This is a genomic window from Nocardia panacis, from assembly GCF_003598715.1.
GTDB classification, from domain to species: Bacteria; Actinomycetota; Actinomycetes; order Mycobacteriales; family Mycobacteriaceae; genus Nocardia; species Nocardia panacis.
In genome coordinates this window covers 1-19587 of sequence record NZ_QZFU01000018.1, presented here as the reverse complement: position 1 = coordinate 19587, position 19587 = coordinate 1, and the positions used below count along the sequence as shown (strand labels likewise).

Here is a 19587-nt window from a genome sequence, read left to right as displayed (position 1 = left end):
TCCTTCGTCTAATCCTCGGTGCCGAGATCGAGATCGGTCTCGGCGGGTTTCCGCAGCCTGGTGTATCGGGGATCCGTCTCCAGGCTCTCATTGATCTCATCGATCAGGTCGACTCCCGGCAACAAGGGTGCCAGGGCAGGCAGGTCGCTCAGCGAAGCCAGGCCGATCCGTTCCAGGAACAGTTCGGTGGTGCTATAGAGCGTCCCATTGCTGTCGGGGTCGGTGCCCGCCTCGGCGATCAGGCCCCTGGCGAGCAGTGTGCGCATCACGCCGTCGACATTGACGCCGCGCACCGCGCTGACCCTGGTTCTGGTCACCGGTTGGCGGTAGGCGACCACCGCCAGTGTCTCCAGTGCCGCCCTGGTCAGTTTCGAGCGGGTGCCGTCGAGCAACATGCGTTCCACATACGGCGCGTACTCGGTGCGAGTATAGAAGCGCCACCCGTCCCCGACGAAACGCAGGTCGATACCGCTGCCTTTGGCGGTCAGTTCGGCCGACATCGCGCGCAGCGCGCGCTGCACCCTGACAGTGCTGTCCGCCACCGCCGCGGCGAGCTGTTCGACGGAGGCCGGGGCGTCCACCACAAGCAGCACGGCCTCGAGCGCGGCCCGGAATTCTTCGTCACCGAGCGGTTCGGAGGTGTGTTCGGCCGGCTCGGGCGGGTCGAGATCCACCGGGGTGCTCCCGTTGGCCGTCACCTCGGTCATCCGTAGTCCTCCTCGATGGTCACCGGTTGGGCCGCCGCGTCGCCGAGCCAACTGACGGCGAGCGGCCCGAGCGGATCGGGCTGATCGAATTCGATGGTCTTGCCCCGATACAGCTCGAGCAGCGCCAGGAAGCGGGCCACGATCTCGATCGGGGTCGCGCAGTCGACGACGAGTTCGGCGAAGGTGGTCCAGCCGCCCTCCCCGCGCTGTTTGAGTCGCTCCAGCACCAGCGCGGCCTGTTCGGCGATGGAGATCTCGTGATTGTGCAGGTGGTCGAGACCGACCTTGCGCACCGGGCGCGGCCGGAACGCGGCGGCGGCGATATCGGCGAAAGCCGCGGCGTCCACCCCCAGGGTGACCTCGGGCAGCAGGTCGAGGTAGCGCTCCTCGAGTCCGACCGCGCGCGGGTAGCGGCGCAGGGCGGCGGCCTCGAGCTCACCGAGCAGTTCGGCCACCTGTTTGAAGGCCCGATATTGCAGCAGTCGGGCGAAGAGCAGGTCGCGCGCCTCGAGCAATTCCAGGTCCTCGACGTCGGTCACCTCGCCCGAGGGCAGCAGTCGGGCCGCTTTCAGATCGAGCAGTGTCGCCGCGACGACCAGGAATTCGGTGGTCTGGTCCAGGATCTTGTCCGCGCGCAGTTTCTGCTCGGTGGCCAGGCTCGCGGTCAAAGCCTTGGTGTAGGCGATGAATTCGTCGGTCACCTGATGCAGGGCGATCTCGGTGACATCGAGTTTGCGCGAGCTGATCAACTGCAACAGCAGATCGAACGGCCCCTGGAAGTTGCTCAGGCGCAACTGGAATCCGCTCGACGCGGCCGAATCCTCCTGCCCCGCAGCAGGTCCGGCAACATCCGATTCGGTTGTGCTCTCCGGCGCGGTCGCGGGCGGGCCGATCACCGGCCCGTACGGAAGATGACTTCGCGCGCCATCGCCCGATATTGCTCGGCCCCACCGGATTTGGGGGCCCACGTGGTGATCGGCTCCCCCGCGACGCTGGCGTCGGGAAAGCGCACGGTCCTGGAAATGGCCGAATCGTAGACCAGGTCGCCGAAGACCTCGACCACCCGCGCCATGACCTGCCTCGAGTGCAACAGTCGCGCGTCGAACATGGTGACCACGATGCCGTAGAGGCTCAGGCGCGGGTTCAACCGGTCGCGCACCTTCTCCACGGTGTCGTTGAGCAGGGCCAGTCCGCGCAGCGAGAAGTACTCGCATTCCATGGGAATGATGACCCCGTCCGAGCAGGCCAGCGCGTTGACCGTCAGCAGACCCAGCGAAGGCTGGCAGTCGATGAGCACGTAGTCGTAGTTGTTGCGGATCGAGCGCAACGCCCGCCCCAGCGACTGCTCCCGACCGACCTCGTTGACCAGCTGGATCTCGGCCGCCGAGAGGTCGATATTGCTGGGTAGCAGGTCCATCCCGTCGACCCTGGTGTGCATGAGGACGTCATCGATGCCGATCTTGGACCCGATGAGCAGGTTGTGCACGGTGAATTCCAAGTCGTGGTGCGCCACCCCCAACCCGGCCGAGAGCGCGCCCTGCGGATCCAGATCGACCAGCAACACCCGCCGACCGTATTCGGCCAGTGCCGCACCGAGATTGATGGTCGAGGTGGTCTTGCCGACCCCGCCCTTCTGATTGCACATGGCGATGATCTGCGCCTCGCCGTGCTCGCCGAGCGGGCGCGGATCGGGCACCAGGCGCAGCGGGCGGCCCGTGGGGCCGAGCGTGGCGTCGGCGGGCAGATCCGCCCCCGACCACATCGTCTCCGCCGCGGCCTCCGAGTACGGATTCTGGGGACCCGTAAGCGGCTGCGCACCAGCACCCATCGGCGGCTCCGCCGCTCCGGCTGTAGTCACGATCCGCTGCTCCTTAGACGACGTTGTGCCTGTTGCCCCGCCGAGCCTAGCGAAACCGATCAGGCCCGACCTCGCGCTCGTATGGTCCAGCTCTCGGTAGACGCTACCGCCCGCGAGGCCGAGATCCACGCTCGGACACGCGACACCGAGTTTTCCGGTGATTCGCCGAGAAGTCTCGAATGCGCCATCGCGGGACCCGTTTCGAATCAATGCGCGCGAGGGTGTGCGGTGGCCCACACCTCGCGCAGGGTGTTCACGGTGACGAGGGTGTAGATCTGGGTGGTCGTCACCGAAGCGTGGCCCAGCAGCTCCTGCACCACCCGCACGTCCGCGCCGCCGTCGAGCAGATGGGTGGCGAAGGAGTGCCGCAGCGTGTGCGGGGAGACGGCGGCATCGATCCCGGCCCGCTCGGCGGCGGTCTGCAACACCTGCCACGCGCTTTGACGCGAGAGCCGCCCGCCGCGCGCGTTGAGAAACAGCGCACCGCCACCGCGCCCCCGCGCCGCCAACTCCGGACGTCCGCGCACCAGATAGGCGTCGACAGCGGCGAGCGCGGGACGCCCGATCGGCACCATGCGCTGTTTGCCGCCCTTGCCGCGCAACAGCACCGACCGCTCGGCGGTGTCGAGATCGTCGACGTCGAGTCCGACCATCTCCGAGATCCGCGCGCCGGTGGAGTACAGCAGTTCCAGCAGCGCCCGGTCGCGCAGGCCGCGCGGACCACCATCGCTGCCGCGATCGCCGCCCGCGGCCTCGAGCACCCGCAGCACCTGGTCGTAGGGCAGCGCCTTGGGCAGTCGACGACCGGGCGCGGGCGGTTTGACCCCGTGCGCCACATCGGTGACGGTCAGACCCTCGGCCGCGGCGAAGCGATGCAACCCGCGCACCGCGATCAGCGCCCGCGCCACCGAACTCGCCGCCAGCGCCGGATGCCGCGGTCCACCCGCCCGCAGCGCCATGGCGAATTCGGCCACATCGGTCTCGGTCACCGTCTCCAGCGTCGAGATCCCGCGCCCGACCAGGAAATCCCGGTAGCGGTCCAGGTCGCGCCGATACGCGCCGACGGTGTTGCGCGCCGCGCCGCGTTCGACCGCGAGATGGTCGAGGTAGGCGCCTATCTCGCGCACGGGCCGGTCCCCGTCAGCCCCGCGCGTCGTGTTCGGCCGCCTTGCGTCGCAGGAAGGTGCTCGGCTGACCGGGCCACGGCGCGTCGGCGGGACGCAGCGGGATGTCCCCGGCGCGGGCCGCCGCCAGCGCGAGCACCCCCGCCACCGCCGTGGCATTGGCGATCTCCCCCGCCAGCGCCGCCCGCACCGCCGCACCGACCGGCATCCGCACCAGTTCCAGATCGGCCTCCTCGAATTCCGGTTCGGGCCGATGCGTCTCGAACAGGTCGCGGGCCAGGTAGATGCGCAGCGCCTCATCGGTGAAACCCGGTGAGAGCGCCACATCCACCAGCACCGACCACTCCCGCGCGGCCAGACCGGTCTCCTCGGCCAATTCCCGCGCGGCCGCGTCGAGCGCGTCCTCGCCGGGCACGTCGAGCAATCCCGCGGGCAGTTCCAGCAGACGCGCGCCCACCGGATGCCGGTACTGGCGGATCAGCACCAGATTGTCCGCGCCGTCGACGGCCGCGACGGCGACCGCCGCGTGATGTTCGATGACCTCCCGCTCGACCACCTTCGCGCCGGGCATGGCCACCCGGTCCAGGCGCAGCGCGAGAATCGCGCCGCTGTAGACGGTCTCGCTGGCGACGGTCTCGAAGTCGTGGCTGCCGGGCTCGGTCACTACGCTCCCTGATCCGCGCCGGCGAACTCTTCCTCACCCGGCATGTCCACCGGAAGGCGCTCGGCCAGCTTGTATTTCAACGCCGCCGCGATGAGGGCGGCGAACAGCGGATGCGGCCGGGTCGGGCGGCTCTTGAGTTCGGGGTGCGCCTGGGTGGCCACGAAGAACGGGTGCACGGCGGCGGGAAGTTCCACGAACTCCACCAGATGTCCATCCGGCGAGGTGCCGCTGAACTTCAACCCGCTCTGCGCGATCTTGTCGCGGTAGGCGTTGTTGACCTCGTAGCGGTGCCGGTGCCGCTCGGAGACCTGCTCGGTCCCGTAGGCCGACGCCACCACCGAATCCCGCTCCAGCACCGCCGGATACGCGCCCAGGCGCATGGTGCCGCCCAGATCGGCCGCGCCCGCCACCACATCGCGCTGATCGGCCATGGTGGAGATGACCGGATGCGGCGTGTCCGGATCGAATTCGGCCGAACTGGCCTCGGTCAGCCCCGCCGAGCGCGCCGCCTCGATGACCACGCACTGCAGGCCCAGACACAGACCGAGCAGCGGGATACCCCTGGTGCGCGCGTAGGTCACCGCGCCGATCTTGCCCTCGATCCCGCGGATACCGAAGCCGCCGGGAATGAGCACCGCGTCCACCTCGCGCAGCGCGGCCTGCGCGCCCGCCGGGGTCTCGCATTCGTCGGAGGGCACCCAGCGGATATTGACTTTGGCCCGCGAGGCGAATCCGCCCGCACGCAGCGCCTCGGTGACCGACAGGTAGGCGTCGGGCAGATCGACGTACTTGCCGACCAGCGCCACCTCCACGGTCTCGCGCGGCGAGTGCACCCGATCCAGCAGATCGCCCCAAACCGTCCAGTCCACATCGCGGAACGGCAGACCCAGCCGCCGCACCACATACGCGTCGAGCCCCTCCCGGTGCAGTACGCGCGGAATGTCGTAGATCGACGGCGCGTCCGGGGTGGAGATGCAGGCATCCACATCCACATCGCACATGAGCGCGATCTTGCTCTTGAGGGCCTGCGGCACCTCCCGATCGCAGCGCAGGATCAGCGCGTCGGGCTGGATGCCGATATTGCGCAGCGCCGCCACCGAATGCTGGGTCGGCTTGGTCTTGAGCTCGCCCGACGGCGCCAGATACGGCACCAGCGAGACATGCAGGAAGAACACATTGTCCCGCCCCACATCGTGTCTGATCTGCCGGGCCGCCTCGAGGAAGGGCTGCGACTCGATATCGCCGACCGTGCCGCCGATCTCGGTGATCACCACATCCGGAGTCTGGCCCTGCAGATCCGGACCCGCCATGGCGGTGATGCGGCTCTTGATCTCATCGGTGATGTGCGGGATCACCTGCACCGTGTCACCGAGGTACTCTCCGCGCCGCTCCTTGGCGATGACCGACGAATAGATCTGCCCCGTGGTCACATTCGCGTCCCGCGACAGATCGCGATCGAGGAACCGCTCGTAGTGACCGACGTCGAGATCGGTCTCCGCGCCGTCCTCGGTCACGAACACCTCACCGTGCTGGAAGGGGTTCATGGTGCCGGGATCGACATTCAAGTACGGGTCGAGCTTCTGCATGGTGACCCGAAGCCCGCGCGCCGTCAGCAGTTGGCCGAGGCTGGAGGCGGTAAGACCCTTACCGAGTGAGGAGGCGACACCACCGCTGACGAAGATGTGCTTCGTGGCCGTTCGCGCCTGAATCCGTGTTTGACCCACGGGTCTTCACGGTAACACGTGCGGTGGGTGGCGATCGAACGCCACGCGCGTTTGCCGCCCGATGACTGGCATCGGAGGTTTGCCGATCAGCGGGGCGCGGCGGCGAGTGTGAGCGAGGTCGCCTTCGCGGCCGTGCCGTACCGCCCCGCGCCGCCGCCGAGTTGTTCGGTCAACCCGAGCACCGCGGTGACCCGGCCGATCTCGCGATCGAGGTTGTCCACGGTGGTCACCGCGCCCGCCAGCGGGGCCTCCGAGCGCACCACCGCCAGCGGACCCGGCATATCCGCCGCTCCCGCCCGTCCGGCCAGCACCACACCCGCGCCGCGGCCGCGCAGCGCACCGGCGAACCTGGCCAGATTCGCGCCCTGATTGCCCTCGCCGGATCTCGCGCCGTTGCCGGTGATCACCACCGCCAACTGCGCCGGACGCACCGGGGTGTCGCCGTAGGCGAGGAAACCGCCGCCGCGCAGCGTCTCCAGGACCAGGCCCAGCTCCTGCGGGGTGCTGCGCGGTTGCGCGGTGCCCGGATCCAGCAGCAGGGCCACACCGAGCAGGTCGCCCGCGAGGCTGCCCTGGTCGACGGCGCCGGTGCGCAACTGCGCACCGGACGGTATGACATTGGTCAGGCTGGTGCGCAGTCGATCGCCCTCGGTGGCGTCCAGAATGGCATCGGTGAGCGCGATCTTCCCGGTGATGGCGGCATTGGCCGTCTCGAGCGCTTTGGTCACGCTCTCCACGTCGGCGGGATCGGCGTCGGGCCCGGTGAACACCACCACGCTGCGGTCGGCCAGGGTGCCGCCGAGGATGCGGCCCGACGAGGAGGCGATGAACCGGTCGGCCGCGTTGAGCTGATCGGCGAGCCGACGATTCTGGTCGGTGGCGGTATCGATTTGCTGCCGCAGATCGGATTTGTCCGCCCGCAACCCGGAGAGCAGATCGGCGGCCAGCGTCTGAGAGCCCAGCACCACTCCGATGGCCAGGGCGAGGAAGATCGCGGCAATGGAGATGGCGTGCTGACGTAGCGAAATCATCCGCGCCCCTATAGCTTTCGCTCGACTAGCCGCTGCACCAGATGTTCGGCCCGATGCCACATGCCGGTGGCCCAGTCCAGCACATCGGTGCCGGATTTGGAGGCGAGCAGCACCACGATCACCGCGACCAGCGCCGCCAGCACCACCAGCGCGACGGCCGCGCCCGACATCCGATTGCGATACAGCGTGGCGACGGCTTTGGCGTCCATCAGCTTGGTGCCCAGTTTGAGGCGGGTCAGGAAGGTGGCCGGATTGCTGTCGCGGCGACCGCGATCGAAGAAGTCGTCCAGCGAGGCGGCCGCGCCGACGGTGACGATCAGCGCCGCACCGTGATGGTGGGCCAGCAGCAACGCCAGATCGGCGGCCGCGCCCGAGGACGGGAAGGTGGTCGCGCCGATACCGAGATCCTGGATGCGCTCCAGACCCCTGGCGTGGCCGTCGGTGTCGGCGGGCAGGATCATCTCGGCACCCGATTTCAAAGTGGCCGTGGTGATCTCGTCCGGGTCGCCCACTATCAGATCGGGTTTGTAGCCCTGCTTCATCAGGGTGTCCGCGCCGCGACCGACACCCACCATGATCGGGGCGTACTCCTTGATGAATGGCTTGAGCCGCTTGAGATCGTCGGCGTGATCCGGCCCGTCGGCCACCACGACCACCTGCCGGTGCTTCATCTCGAGATCCAGTTCCGGCACGCCGATCCCGTCGATGAGCAGCGCGCTCTCGGTCCTGATGAACTCGATGGTGTTGCCCGCGAACGCCTCCAGATGATCGGCCAGCCCATTGCGGGCCTCGATCATCCGCTCGGCGATGGCCGAATCGGTGAGCACGATGCCCTCGACCAGGACCTCCGGCTCCTTCTTGGTCAGCTTGTCGGCATAGACGACACCCTCGTCCAAGCGGACCTTCGCCCCGTCCTTGATCTTGCTGAAGGCATCCGAGCTGACCGTGTCCAGCAGCACGATCCCATTGGCCGCCAAGACTTCCGGCCCCAGATTGGGGTAGCGGCCCGAAATCGACGGCGAGGTATTGACCACCGCGGCCACCCCGGCCTCGACCAGACGGTCGGCGGTGACCCGATCCAGATCCATCTCGTCGAGCACGACGATATCGCCGGGTCCGACCCGCCTGAGCAGACGCCGGGTGTTGCGATCAACCCTGGCAGGCCCGGCCACCCCTGGCAGCGCCTCGGTGTTTCTCGACAACAAACCCAGCATCTTCATGGCCCCGATGATGGCCGCAAACCCTCAACCTATGGTGGAGGCGCGCCGTACCGGCGGTTTCATTCGTCACTGTGATAATTGCCGTTTTTCACGGCCCCCGCCCAGTCGGAAACTAGGCCCTGAGGTGGCGCCTGATGTAGTCGCCGGTGACCGCGAACAGCAGGATCGGCCACAGCGCCGCGGGTGCGTAGCAGGCGATCATCAGCTTCGCCCACGGGGAATGCGGATTGTCCGCGAACCCGCTGACCCCGTCCCAGCGCAGCGCACTCACCACCACGATCGCCGCCACCGCGAGGCCACCGGCCAGACTCACCGTCGCCGGGACAGCGGGCCACACCCGCCTGCCGCCCAGCCACGGAATCCATCTCGGAAACCGCTCGCCCCACGGCCGCACCAACGCGAAAGTCATTGCCGCGCAGCCGATGGAAAGCACCGAGAGCTGAATCACATACGTGGTGCCCCTGCCGGGGATCTGCTCCAACCGCAGATGCTCATCGCTCCAACCCAAATCCACGCCCAACCCGACCGATACCCGCCACACCGCCGACGGAATCACCGCCAACACCGTCCCCCACGCGGCCCACTGCGCCCAAACCGGCGGCTGTCGCACCAGCATTCCCGGCTCCTCACCATTTCGAACGATGCTCTCGATCGAATTAGAACATCCCCTCCAAATCAGCGACAGAGCCGAACACGTCACACCGGGGAAGTCAGCGAATCACGCCCAAGAAGCCAATGCGCGCACTCCACATCGGTGATGAGGATCTTCCCCAGGCCGCCGCGCAGCGCGCCGAGGATGGCCTCATGTTTGCCCGCACCGCCGGAGACGAGCACGGAGGTGCGGCAGGCACGGATGGCGGCGAGCGAGACACCGACGGTGCGGGCGGGCAGGGTGCCGCCGACCTCGCGGCCCTCGGCATCGAAGAACCGGCCACCGATCTCGCCGACCGCGCCGAGACGACGCAACTCCTCCAGGACCGCCGTATCGAGGTAGTTGCCCGCGAACAGGGTCGTCGCGGTGCCGACCGTGCCGACCCCGTACACCATCACCCCCGCCGCCGCGCCGATCGAAAGCGCCTGTCCGATCACCGAATCCGCGGCCAGCGCCGTCACCGTGCCAGGATCGGCGTAGAGGGGTGCGTGCAGACGGATGGGCCTGGCCTGCAACAGCGCGGCACAGCGACCCAGCGTGTAGTCGACGCCGGTCTGGTAGTCGATGGAGGTCATCGCGCCGTCCAACTGCACCACCACCGAACAGCGAGTCGACTTGGCGCGCATGGACTTCGCGATCGCGACCGTCTCCGGACCCCAGGTGAAGCCGAGGGTGTCGCTGCGCTGCAACCGACGCACCAGCAGCGCGGCGGCCGCCCGGCCGAGCGTCGAATCACCCGGCGACTCGTCGCTGCCGGATTCGCCGAGCACCACTGCCTCGGTGAGTCCGAACCGATTCTCCAGATCATGTTCCAGATCGGTGTGCACGGCGAAACGCCACGCGTCGGTGATGCCGATCTCGACCCGCACCATGCCCTGAGCCCGCGCCCTGGACACGAGCCGCCCCGCCGTGGGCCGCGAAACACCCAGCTTGGCCGCGATTTCCGCCTGTGTAGCCCCTTCCAGGTGGTACAACTCGGCGGCCCGCAGTGCGAGCCGCACCTCATCGGACACGCCGGGCGGCGGTGATTCGAACGTCACATTCATCCTTGTGCCGAACAACCGCTCAGGACCTGAGCCGGTGCTCACCCACCCTAACAGTCGAAATGTGATGCGCACAACAGCAATTCGGAGCGACGCCGAGCACAGTCCGCACCGCCGCGCTCTCATCGCGTCGAATACCTATATGCTGCCGGTCACAGCTAACCCGACTAGGAGAGCCATGGCCACCAGCACTGTCGACGCCGTCATCCCCGCCCCGCGCGACGTTGTCTACCAGCTCTTCAGCGAGCGCGAACGCATCAGCCCGTACCTGCCCATCCAGGTCACCCGCACCAAAGACGGCACCGACTCACCGGGCGGCGTAGGCGCGCAACACTTCCTGGGCCGCGGTCCGGTCGGCGTCACCGAGGAGATCACCGCCCTGGTGCCGAACGAGCGCATGGAGTACAAGATCGTCAAGGGCGCCCCGGTCAAGCGCCACACCGGCACCATCACCTTCGCCGACGCCGACAACGGCACCCGCATCAGCTACACCATGGACTCCACGCCCGCACTTCCCGTTCCGGACCGGATCCTCGAACTCGTCCTGCACGCCATGATCAGCCAATTCGTGAAGGGCGCGCAGAAAGCGGTGCGCGCCTAGGCCGCGGCGCCGTGCCGCGCAGCCACTCGGCGCAGGACCCGAAATCAGCGGGCGGCAGCGGCTTTCGCGGCGCGCGCCGCCTTCTTCTCCTCGGCAGGTTTCACCGCGCGCGCATCCTTCTCCCCCGCAGCGGATTTCGCCTGCCGCGCGGACTTCGCGGCACTCTTTTCCCCGGCGCCCTTGCCCCCCACCGACTTCTCGGCGGCAGCGGTCGCCAGCAGTTCTTCCGCATGCGCGCGCCCGGTCTCGGTGTCGTCGAGTCCGGCGAGCATGCGCGCCAACTCGATCACCCGATCCTCCTTGCCGAGGGTGCGCACGCCGCTGTCCACCCTGCCCTTGCCGTCGTCGGACTTGTTCACCACCAGATGCGTATCGGCGAAGGCGGCGACCTGCGGCAAATGCGTGACGACAATGACCTGATGGGTGCGCGCCAAACGAGCCAGCCGCCGCCCGATCTCCACCGCCGCCCGACCACCGACACCGGCGTCGACCTCGTCGAACACCATGGTCGCCCCGTGATCCGAACTCGCGAGCACCACCTCGAGGGCGAGCATCACCCTGGAAAGCTCACCGCCCGAGGCACTTTTGCTCAACGGCAGCGACTGCGCGCCCGAATGCGCGGACAGCCGGAACTCGACCTCATCGATCCCGGCGGACCCGGCGTGCAGGTCCACTCCCTCCACCGTCAGCGGCGCGGAATCCTGTGCTCCGGCGGGCATCGGCCGCACCGCGACCTCGAGCCGCGCCTTTCCCATTGCCAGCCCGGACAATTCGGCGCTCACCGCCGCGGCCAACTTGCCCGCCGCCCGCGTCCGCGCCGCACTCAACGCGACCGCCGCCTCCCGGACCCGACCGGCCGAGATCGCCACCTCGGCGGTCAGTTTCGCCAGCGCGTCCTCGGAGACGTCGAGAGAGGACAACCTTGTCCTGGCCTCCTCGGCCCACGCCAGCACACCGTCGATATCGGGCGCGTATTTGCGGGTCAACGTCTTGAGTTCGGCCTGACGGGTCAAAAGCGTATCCAGCGCACCGGGATCGGAAGGCAGATCCTCCAGATAGCCGCTCAGCTCACCGGTCAGATCGACAACCAGGGTGATCGCCTCACCCAGGCCGGGGGCCAGCGCCGCCAGCGCGGGATCGTCGGCGGAATCCAATCGGGCGCGCGCGCCACCCAGCAGATCCAATGCGCCCGAACCGGATTCCGGCGCATCGGCGGGACCGGCCAGCGCAGTATGCGCCGCCACCGCCGCCTCGCGCAGCGAATCCAGATCACTCAATCGCCGCACCTCGGCGACCAGCCGCTCATCCTCGCCGGGTTCCGGTGCCAGCGCGTCGATCTCGGCGAGCGAATGCTTGAGCCGATCCGCCTCCAACGCCAATTCCCTACTGCGCGCGGTCCGTTCGAGCAGTTCGCGCCGCGCGTCCAACCACGCCCCGCGATGCACCCGATACTTGCGCAGCAGCGGGCCGATCGTCTCCGCGGCGAACTGGTCCAGCGCGGCCAACTGCTGTTCGGGCCGCTGCAACCGCAACTGATCATTCTGACCGTGCACCGTCAACAGCGGCGCGGTGAAATCCGCCAGCACCGACGCGGGCACCCCGCGACCACCCAGGTGCGCGCGCGAACGCCCATCGCTGCCGACCGTCCGAATCGCGATGACACTGCCGTCGTCGTCCGCTTCGGCGGCACTGGACTCCAGCACCCGCCCCACCTCGGCGCGGGCGGCCGCGTTCACCTCCTCGACGGTGAACCGCCCCTCCACCACCGCACGGGCCGCACCCAACCGCACCCGACCCGCATCGGCTCGCGCACCGCTGAGCAGGTGCAGGCTCGTGACCACCATGGTCTTGCCCGCACCCGTCTCACCGGTCAGCACGGTCAGACCCGCGTCGAACTGCGCGGTGGCCGCGGCGATGACGCCGAGTCCGTCAATCCTGATCTCTGTCAGCACTCGTGCTCTCCGTTCGCCGTCGACCGCGCCAGCCGGTTACGGGCAACTGGAATTTCCGCACCATCCGATCGGCGAACGGCGCGGAATCCAACCGCACCCAGCGCACCGGCTCGCCACCGCGGACCGCCTCCAGCCGACCGCCCTTCGGCAGCGCCAGGGTGCGCCTGCCATCCAGGAAAACTATCGCATCGTGGCCCGTGGCCACCGATTCGACGGCGATGCGCGACTCCGGGCTCGTCACCAGCGGCCGCGCGAACAGCGCGTGCGCATTGCTCGGAATCACCAGCAGCGCCTCCAACTCCGGCCACACCACCGGACCGCCCGCCGAGAACGCGTAGGCGGTGGAACCGGTGGGCGTCGAGATCAGGATGCCGTCGCAGCCGAACGCCGACACCGGCCGCCCGTCCACCTCCAACACCAGTTCCAACACGCCCATCCGCGAGGCATTCTCGATACTCGCCTCATTGAGCGCCCACCCCGCATCGACCACCACGTCCTCCACCCGAACCGACACATCGATCGTCATCCGATGCTCGATGCGGTAATCGCCGCGCACCACCTGCGCCAGCGCATCGTCCAAATGTTCGGCCTCGGCCTCGGTCAGGAATCCGATCCGGCCCAGGTTGATACCGAGCACCGGCACCGCCGCGGGCCGCGCCAATTCCGCCGCCCGCAGGAAGGTCCCGTCACCGCCGAGCACCAGCACCATCTCGCAGCCGACCGCCGCCTCCGGACCGTGCTCGACCACCCGGACCGGGAATCCGCCCGGCTCCGACTCGAACCGCGTGCTGTCGGCCTCATCGGCCAGCACCCGCAGACAGATGCCCGCATCGGCGAAGATCTTGGCCACCCGATGGGCGGTCTCGATGATCTCCGCCCGCCCCGGATGCGCGACGAGCAGTATCTCCCGCCCGCAACCCTGCGCATTCACTGTGGACCCTCCTCAACCGCACGCTCGACGAGAGCCGCGACCTGCTCGCCGTCGTACTCGAACCGCCCGACATTCCGCAGCCACAAGAAGTATTCGACATTGCCCGACGGCCCCGGCAGCGGGCTCGCCGCCACACCGAACGTGCGCAGACCCAGCGGGGCCGCCGCGGCCGCCACCGCGCGCACCGCCTCGGCCCGCAACGCCGGATCCCGAACCACCCCACCGGAACCCACCCGCTCCTTGCCCACCTCGAACTGCGGCTTGACCATGGGTAGCAGATCCGCCTCCGGCGCCGCGCACGCCGCCAGCGCGGGCAACACCAGAGCCAGCGAGATGAACGACAGATCGCCCACCACCAGATCGACCGGGCCGCCGATGGCCTCCGCCGTCAGATTGCGCACATTCGTGCGATCGAAGACCCGCACCCGCTCATCGTTCTGCAACCGCCAGATCAACTGGCCGTAGCCGACATCGACGGCGACCACCTCGCGCGCGTCCCGGCTGAGCAGCACATCGGTGAACCCGCCGGTCGACGCGCCAGCATCGAGGCAGCGCTTCCCCGACACCGATACCTCCGCGAAAGCCTCCAGCGCACCCAGCAATTTGTGCGCACCACGCGAGGCCCACCGCACCTCATCGGGCTCCTCCCGCACCAGCAGCGGCGTCCCCGCCTCCACCGCGGTCGCGGGCTTCACCGCGACCGTGCCATTGATCAGGACCCGGCCCGCGCCGATCAGCTCGACCGCATGCTCCCGCGATCGCGCCAACCCGCGGCGCACCAACTCGGCGTCCACCCGCGCGCGTCTGGCCACCTCAGATCTTGTCCACCGTGGCCAGGGCCTGGACCAGCACCTCGTGCGCCTGCTCCAGAATGTGCGCGCGCCGCGCCAGATCGATGCCGGACTCGGCGCCGCCCGCCCGCAATTCCGCGAGCAGACCGTCGATCTCGGTGCGGATCCGCACCGGATCGGCAGGCTCCGGCCGGGACGACAGCTGCTGACCCGGCATCGGAACGCCAGGGCGGGGACCGTTCACGCGGGTTCCAGGAGAGTTGGGCATCGGAATACTCATGGTGGGCTCAACGCTATCCGATTTCGACAGCCGACGCCCGCACCGTCACGGCCCGACCGGGATGCCGCGCCAGCAGGTGCGCCACCGCACCGACATCGGTCGAACCCACGACCACCGGCGGATGATTCAGCGCATCCAGGTCATTCGCGATATATGTCGGAATCTGTTCGGCAGGCGCGTCTTTCAATTCGTCGAGGGTCGACACGCCGGTCAACACCAGCAGCGAAGGCAGACCCACCCGATGCGCGCCCTCGATATCGGTATCGAGTCGATCGCCGACCACCAGCGCCGACCGTGTTCCCGCCCGCAGCAGCGCATCCTCCATCAGCGGCGCGTACGGCTTGCCCGCGACAATCGGCTCCCGGTCCGAAGCGGCCCGCAGCGCCGCCACCATCGCGCCGTTGCCGGGGGCGAGTCCACGCTCGAGCGGCAACGTCCTATCCGTATTCGCCGCAACCCACACCGCATCGCCGCGCAACGCGAAGGCCGCCTCCGCCAGATCCGCCCAGCACGTCGTCGGGGCATGCCCCTGCACCACCGCATCGGGCACCGCACCGTCGAACCGCCGCACCGGACGCAGCCCCACCGCTGTCACCTCGGCCGCCAAGTCATCTGTCCCCACCACCAGCACCGTCGCCCCCGGCGCCACTCGCTCCCGCAGCAGCCGCGCCGCCGCCTGCGCACTGGTCACCACATCCTCGCGCGACGCGACGAACCCCAGTTCCGTCAAATGCTCCGCGACCACCCCCGGCCCCCGACTCGCATTATTCGTCACATACACAAGCCGTTGCGCCCCACCCGAATCCACCAGCGCCTCCGCCGCCCCCGCGATAGCCTCCACACCCCGATACAGCGTCCCGTCCAGATCGAGCAGCAGCGCCGCAAACCCATCCCTTAACCGCGTCACACCACTCTCCCTAACCACTCGGCCGCGTCCCGAACCCTACGCCACACCCCACCCTTGCCCCGTGCCCACCCGAACCACGATCCGCATGGAAGCACTGCCCACCGCCGAGCAAACTCCTCATCGACCGTCGAACGAATCCACCTCCGTCCAGCTCACGGACGGACGGCAACCGATCCCGTCAGCCGCAGCCAATGCTCCAGCCGAACCAGCTCGGCCCGGAAGGTTCAGCGTCGCGATCTCCGATGACATTCCAGATCGCCGGACAAATCCACCCGGCCCATCCCGCTGGACAGGCGGCAACCGACCCCGTCGGCACCCGCAGCCAATGCCGGGCCGAAGCAGCTCAGGCCGGAAGGTTCGGCATCGGGTCACGGGACAACCGGCTCGTCAGCACCAGTAGCCAACACTCTGGCCGAAGAGGCGCGGCCCGGAAATTTCTGGCGGCCCGGTCTTCGGTTCCATATCGGGTCACCGATCGACTCCACCTGGACTCGCCCACAACGAACGACCGCCGCCGTTGTCGACAGGGTTGCTGTCGACAACGGCGGCGGTCGCGTTCGTTGGGTTACTGCTCGTCGGTGTCGTAGCCGCCGTAGTTCTCGCCGGTCAGTTCGGCGGCGCGGTCCTCGGCGTCGGTGTCGCCGTCGAGGTCGGCGGCGGCCGCGTTGAGGAACCAGGTCAGGCCCTCCTCGGTGCGACCTGCGGCGACCAGGGCGTCGGCGTAGGCGTAGAAGAGACGGGCGTAGGTGGAACCGGTGCGAGCCGGATCCAGGTCCGGGGTCTGCAAGGTGACCACGGCCTGGTCGAACTGGCCCATATCCATGCGGGCGCCCGCGACGACGATGCGCAATTCGATGGCCTCGTCGCCGTGCAGGGCACGCGCCTCGTCACTGCGACCCAATTCGATCGCCCGCTCGGGCCTGCCCAGACCGCGCTCGCAGTCCGCCATCACCGCGAGCAGACCCGAACCGCCCGACATGCGGCGCGCGGTCCGCAACTCCGACAGGGCCTCGGCCCACTCACCGGCGTGATACGCGGTGACACCGGCCGTTTCCCGCACCACCGCGATACGTCCGGCGCGCTGCCGCGCCGCCCGCGCATGCGCCAGCGCCAGGCCCGGATCGTCATCGATCAACCGGGCCGCCATCACCAGATGCCGCGCCACGGTCTCCGCATTCCCCTTGTCCAGGCTCAGCAGATCCCGCCGCACCGCCATCTCGAGTTCACCGGCCTGCACATCATCCGGCAGATCCGGCTCCTCGGGGCGAGGCGGACGCCGATCCAGCGACCTGCCGCCGCCCCTGGACCCTTCGCCACCGCGACGCCGGTCATCATCGCGACCGAACCCGCCGCGCGCCTCCCCGCGAGCGGCTCCGCCACGCTCGCCATCCTCGCGACGCTGCCAACCACGATCATCCGACCCCCGCCGCTCGGAACCGCCGCGCTCCCCGGCACGCCGCTCGAACTGATCACGCTTGAAATCACCACGCCCACCGGCGCTTTCGGTCCGATCGAAGTCCTGGCCCGAACCTTCGCGCCGATCCGAACCGCCACCGCGCTTGAAACCGCCGCGCTCGCCTGCACTCTCGGAGCTCTCCTGCGAGCTCTCGCGCTGATCGAAGCCACCACTGCGATTGAAACCGCTGTGCTCGCTCGCGCTTTCGCCCGCGCCTGCGGCGCCATGCTCGTCCGAACTGTCGGTAGCTCCGCGCTCGCTCGCGTTCTCGGACCGATCCGAACGGCTCACCGCATCGGGACCCGCGCTGGCGGTTTCATCGAAATCGCTTCGACTGCTCACAGTTTCGGGAAGATCGTTCGAATCCTCGCCACGACGCCGACCCGACTCGTCATCCCGGTCGAACTCACCGCGCATGCCCGACTCCTTAGGCCGATCGAGCTCATCGCCCCCACTGCGGTTCTCATCAACACCGCGGTTCGCGGCCGCGCCATCGCGAGATCCTTCGGAATCCTGACGACCGAATTCGCGGGCCTCGACGGATCCGCGATCGGTCGCATCCGGTGTCCCGGACGCACCGGGCAGTTCGACATCGCCCTGCTTGTCCGAATCACGCTCCGCGCCGGAATCCGCATGCTCGCCTGATCCACGCGAATCCCCGAGGCCGCCCGACCAGCGCGAAACCTCGCGCTGATCGGATTCGCCGAGATCGCCCGCACCGGTGCGCGAGACATCATCGCGATCCGCATCGAAATCGCCCGCACGCTCGGAATCCCCACGCGATGTGAAGTCCGCACGCCGAGCATCCGAGTCACCGCGCCGGAATCCGCGACGCGCACCGGAATCCCCGCGATCGAAACCGCCACGGGCACCCGAATCACCACGCCGATCATCGGACTGATCACCGCGCCGGAATCCCCGGCGCTCCCCCGCACCTTCCCGATGGAACCCGCCGCGGGCACCCGAATCGCCACGCCGGTCGCCGGAGTCATCGCGGCGACCGAAGCCACGACGTTCACCCGATTCGTCGCGGCGACCGGATCCGCCTTCATCACGCCGATTGAATCCACCACGACCACCGGAATCACCACGGCGATCGAAACCACGCCTATCACCGGAATCGGCGGGCCGATTGAATCCGCGCCGATCGCCGGAGTCGGAAGGCCGATCGAAACCACGCCGGTCGCCGAAATCGTTCCGACGGTTGGACCCACGTCGGTCGGAATCGGGCCGCCGATCGGATCCGCGCCGATCGCCCGAATCGCCACGCCGGTCGAAACCGCGCGAATCGCCGGAGCTATCGCGACGGTCGAAGCCGCGCCGCTCGCCGGAATCACTCCGGCGATCAAATCCACGACGCTCGCCGGAATCATCACGGCGACCGAAACCACGCCGATCCCCGGAATCATCACGGCGACCGAAGTCACGGCGCTCGCCGGAATCACCTCGGCGATCGGGACCGCGACGGTCACCAAAATCATTGCGGCGATCGGAATTACGTCGATCACCCGAGTCCTCGCGGCGATTGAATCCGCCGCGACCACCGGAATCGGAGCGCCGGTCGAAACCACGGCGCTCGCCGGAATCCTCCCGGCGGTCGAAGCCGCGCGACCCGGAATCACCACGGCGCTCGGAACCGCCCGAACCCTCACGGCGGTCGTACCCGCCCCGGCCGCCCGAATCCGAGCGACGATCGAAACCGCCGCGACCACCGGCTTCACCCCGGTGCGGAGCCGACTCGTTGGCCCGGCGGAATCCGCCGCGGTCCTCGGAACCGCCCCGACGGTCGTCATTGGCGCGGGATCCGGAGTCACCTCGACGGAAACCACCGCGCTCGGAATCGCCACGCCGGTTGAATCCGCCGGATTGGGACTCACCGCGACGGAAGCCGCGGTCACCGGAATCACCTCGGGAGCCGTGGCCGCGATCACCGAAATTGTCACGACGATCGCCGCCCTGACCGCGTTTGAATCCGCCCCGCTCGCTCGATTCACCTCGGGAGCCGTAGCTGCCACCGGTATCACCGGACCGCTTGAACCCGCGGCCCGCGCTGTCGTCGCGCCGGGAGGCGCCGCGGTGATCGCCGGAGCCGTTCCGGAACGAGCGGCCCTCGGACGGGCCGCCCCGCCGGAAAGGCTTACGGCCGTCGTTCTGATCCGACACGGTGAATCCCTTTCTGAGGTCCGAGGACATCGGGCTCTCTTGAATTCAATCACGTGTCGTCGGCAGAGCCGGAACGCGGCGGCACGCAGGCACCGAAAATGTGCCGAAACGACGTTAGGGGACCCAGAAACTGGGTCCCCTAACGTGAAATATGTTCCGGCGGTGTCCTACTCTCCCACACCCTGTCGAGTGCAGTACCATCGGCGCTGGCAGGCTTAGCTTCCGGGTTCGGAATGGGACCGGGCGTTTCCCCACCGCTATCGCCGCCGTAACTCTATGAAACTATCACCACCCCCACACCCGAGCACCGGACCCGAACCCCTCACGAACAAGGGACCGGATCCACCTCGAGGGATGGGGGTCGTGTGTTGTTTCAGACACCACACAGTGGACGCGTAACACCTTTGTTGGTAAGCCCTCGGCCTATTAGTACCAGTCACCTCCACACGTCACCGTGCTTCCAGTTCCGGCCTATCAACCCCA

Annotated in this window: 18 protein-coding genes and 1 rRNA gene; 1 reads left to right on the top strand and 18 read right to left on the bottom strand. The window is 68.4% G+C overall.

The features are described from left to right. Nucleotides 1–8: 8 nt before the first annotated feature. From scpB to D5S18_RS14100, 10 genes are all read right to left on the bottom strand, one after another. Nucleotides 9–707, bottom strand: coding sequence for an SMC-Scp complex subunit ScpB (scpB, locus tag D5S18_RS14145; RefSeq protein ID WP_120041082.1), 699 nt, complete (start codon nt 705–707; stop codon nt 9–11). Beyond that, nucleotides 704–1603 carry a segregation and condensation protein A gene (locus tag D5S18_RS14140; protein ID WP_439651122.1) on the bottom strand — a complete coding sequence of 300 codons (900 nt, stop codon included), beginning with the start codon at nt 1601–1603 and terminating at the stop codon, nt 704–706. Before D5S18_RS14140 ends, scpB begins: the two co-directional genes overlap by 4 nt. Then, nucleotides 1600–2469, bottom strand: a complete 870-nt coding sequence (locus D5S18_RS14135; protein WP_239003767.1) for a ParA family protein — start codon at nt 2467–2469, stop codon at nt 1600–1602. Before D5S18_RS14135 ends, D5S18_RS14140 begins: the two co-directional genes overlap by 4 nt. Nucleotides 2470–2771: 302 nt before the next feature. After that, entirely contained in the window at nt 2772–3692 is a 921-nt protein-coding gene (gene xerD, locus D5S18_RS14130; RefSeq protein WP_120041078.1) for a site-specific tyrosine recombinase XerD, read from the bottom strand. A gap of 13 nt (nt 3693–3705) precedes the next feature. Continuing rightward, nucleotides 3706–4353, bottom strand: coding sequence for an NUDIX domain-containing protein (locus tag D5S18_RS14125; protein WP_120041076.1), 648 nt, complete (start codon nt 4351–4353; stop codon nt 3706–3708). After that, the gene (gene pyrG / locus D5S18_RS14120; protein ID WP_120041074.1) at nt 4353–6077 is read right to left on the bottom strand and encodes a CTP synthase; all 1725 of its coding nucleotides are present in this window, start codon (nt 6075–6077) and stop codon (nt 4353–4355) included. Before pyrG ends, D5S18_RS14125 begins: the two co-directional genes overlap by 1 nt. Before the next feature lie 86 nt (nt 6078–6163). Further along, a complete protein-coding gene (locus D5S18_RS14115) occupies nt 6164–7108 on the bottom strand; it encodes a copper transporter (protein WP_120041072.1) in 945 nt (314 codons plus the stop codon). Between the two features lie 8 nt (nt 7109–7116). Further along, nucleotides 7117–8328 carry a putative cytokinetic ring protein SteA gene (steA, locus tag D5S18_RS14110; protein WP_120041070.1) on the bottom strand — a complete coding sequence of 404 codons (1212 nt, stop codon included), beginning with the start codon at nt 8326–8328 and terminating at the stop codon, nt 7117–7119. Nucleotides 8329–8440: 112 nt separating this feature from the next. Further along, a complete protein-coding gene (locus tag D5S18_RS14105; protein WP_120041068.1) occupies nt 8441–8944 on the bottom strand; it encodes a hypothetical protein in 504 nt (167 codons plus the stop codon). Nucleotides 8945–9024: 80 nt separating this feature from the next. Next, entirely contained in the window at nt 9025–10026 is a 1002-nt protein-coding gene (locus D5S18_RS14100) for a sugar-binding transcriptional regulator (RefSeq protein ID WP_120041066.1), read from the bottom strand. 175 nt (nt 10027–10201) lie between these two features. Between D5S18_RS14100 and D5S18_RS14095 the strand changes: the two genes are divergently transcribed. Beyond that, entirely contained in the window at nt 10202–10624 is a 423-nt protein-coding gene (locus D5S18_RS14095) for an SRPBCC family protein (RefSeq protein ID WP_120041064.1), read from the top strand. Between the two features lie 44 nt (nt 10625–10668). Here the strand turns inward: D5S18_RS14095 and recN are convergent, their stop codons facing one another. The 8 genes from recN to rrf all read right to left on the bottom strand — a co-directional run bounded on the left by recN (nt 10669) and on the right by rrf (nt 19375). Further along, a complete protein-coding gene (gene recN / locus D5S18_RS14090; RefSeq protein WP_120041061.1) occupies nt 10669–12576 on the bottom strand; it encodes a DNA repair protein RecN in 1908 nt (635 codons plus the stop codon). After that, nucleotides 12554–13507, bottom strand: a complete 954-nt coding sequence (locus tag D5S18_RS14085) for an NAD kinase (protein ID WP_120041230.1) — start codon at nt 13505–13507, stop codon at nt 12554–12556. Before D5S18_RS14085 ends, recN begins: the two co-directional genes overlap by 23 nt. Then, on the bottom strand, nt 13504–14319 hold the full coding sequence (locus D5S18_RS14080; protein ID WP_120041059.1) for a TlyA family RNA methyltransferase: 816 nt from the start codon (nt 14317–14319) through the stop codon (nt 13504–13506). Before D5S18_RS14080 ends, D5S18_RS14085 begins: the two co-directional genes overlap by 4 nt. Nucleotide 14320: 1 nt before the next feature. After that, nucleotides 14321–14578, bottom strand: coding sequence for a hypothetical protein (locus D5S18_RS14075; RefSeq protein ID WP_345789763.1), 258 nt, complete (start codon nt 14576–14578; stop codon nt 14321–14323). 13 nt (nt 14579–14591) lie between these two features. Continuing rightward, complete coding sequence (locus tag D5S18_RS14070; protein WP_120041055.1) at nt 14592–15485, bottom strand: HAD-IIA family hydrolase; 894 nt, start codon at nt 15483–15485, stop codon at nt 14592–14594. A 565-nt stretch (nt 15486–16050) separates the two neighbouring features. Beyond that, nucleotides 16051–17232 (bottom strand): tetratricopeptide repeat protein, encoded by a 1182-nt coding sequence (locus D5S18_RS14065; RefSeq protein ID WP_439651123.1) that lies wholly within the window; start codon nt 17230–17232, stop codon nt 16051–16053. Nucleotides 17233–17279: 47 nt separating this feature from the next. Further along, entirely contained in the window at nt 17280–18422 is a 1143-nt protein-coding gene (locus D5S18_RS14060) for a hypothetical protein (RefSeq protein WP_147403953.1), read from the bottom strand. Nucleotides 18423–19258: 836 nt separating this feature from the next. Continuing rightward, nucleotides 19259–19375 (bottom strand): 5S ribosomal RNA (gene rrf / locus D5S18_RS14055). Between the last annotated feature and the right edge of the window lie 212 nt (nt 19376–19587).

Bases quoted from the DNA above. Each gene is read 5' to 3' on its own strand.
- steA (WP_120041070.1), bottom strand. From the start codon at position 8,328: ATGAAGATGCTGGGTTTGTTGTCGAGAAACACCGAGGCGCTGCCAGGG.
- D5S18_RS14105 (WP_120041068.1), bottom strand. From the start codon at position 8,944: ATGCTGGTGCGACAGCCGCCGGTTTGGGCGCAGTGGGCCGCGTGGGGG.
- D5S18_RS14100 (WP_120041066.1), bottom strand. From the start codon at position 10,026: ATGAATGTGACGTTCGAATCACCGCCGCCCGGCGTGTCCGATGAGGTG.
- D5S18_RS14135 (WP_239003767.1), bottom strand. From the start codon at position 2,469: ATGTGGTCGGGGGCGGATCTGCCCGCCGACGCCACGCTCGGCCCCACG.
- D5S18_RS14115 (WP_120041072.1), bottom strand. From the start codon at position 7,108: ATGATTTCGCTACGTCAGCACGCCATCTCCATTGCCGCGATCTTCCTC.
- scpB (WP_120041082.1), bottom strand. From the start codon at position 707: ATGACCGAGGTGACGGCCAACGGGAGCACCCCGGTGGATCTCGACCCG.
- D5S18_RS14095 (WP_120041064.1), top strand. From the start codon at position 10,202: ATGGCCACCAGCACTGTCGACGCCGTCATCCCCGCCCCGCGCGACGTT.
- D5S18_RS14060 (WP_147403953.1), bottom strand. From the start codon at position 18,422: ATGATTTTGGTGACCGTCGCGGTCCCGATCGCCGAGGTGATTCCGGCG.
- D5S18_RS14075 (WP_345789763.1), bottom strand. From the start codon at position 14,578: ATGAGTATTCCGATGCCCAACTCTCCTGGAACCCGCGTGAACGGTCCC.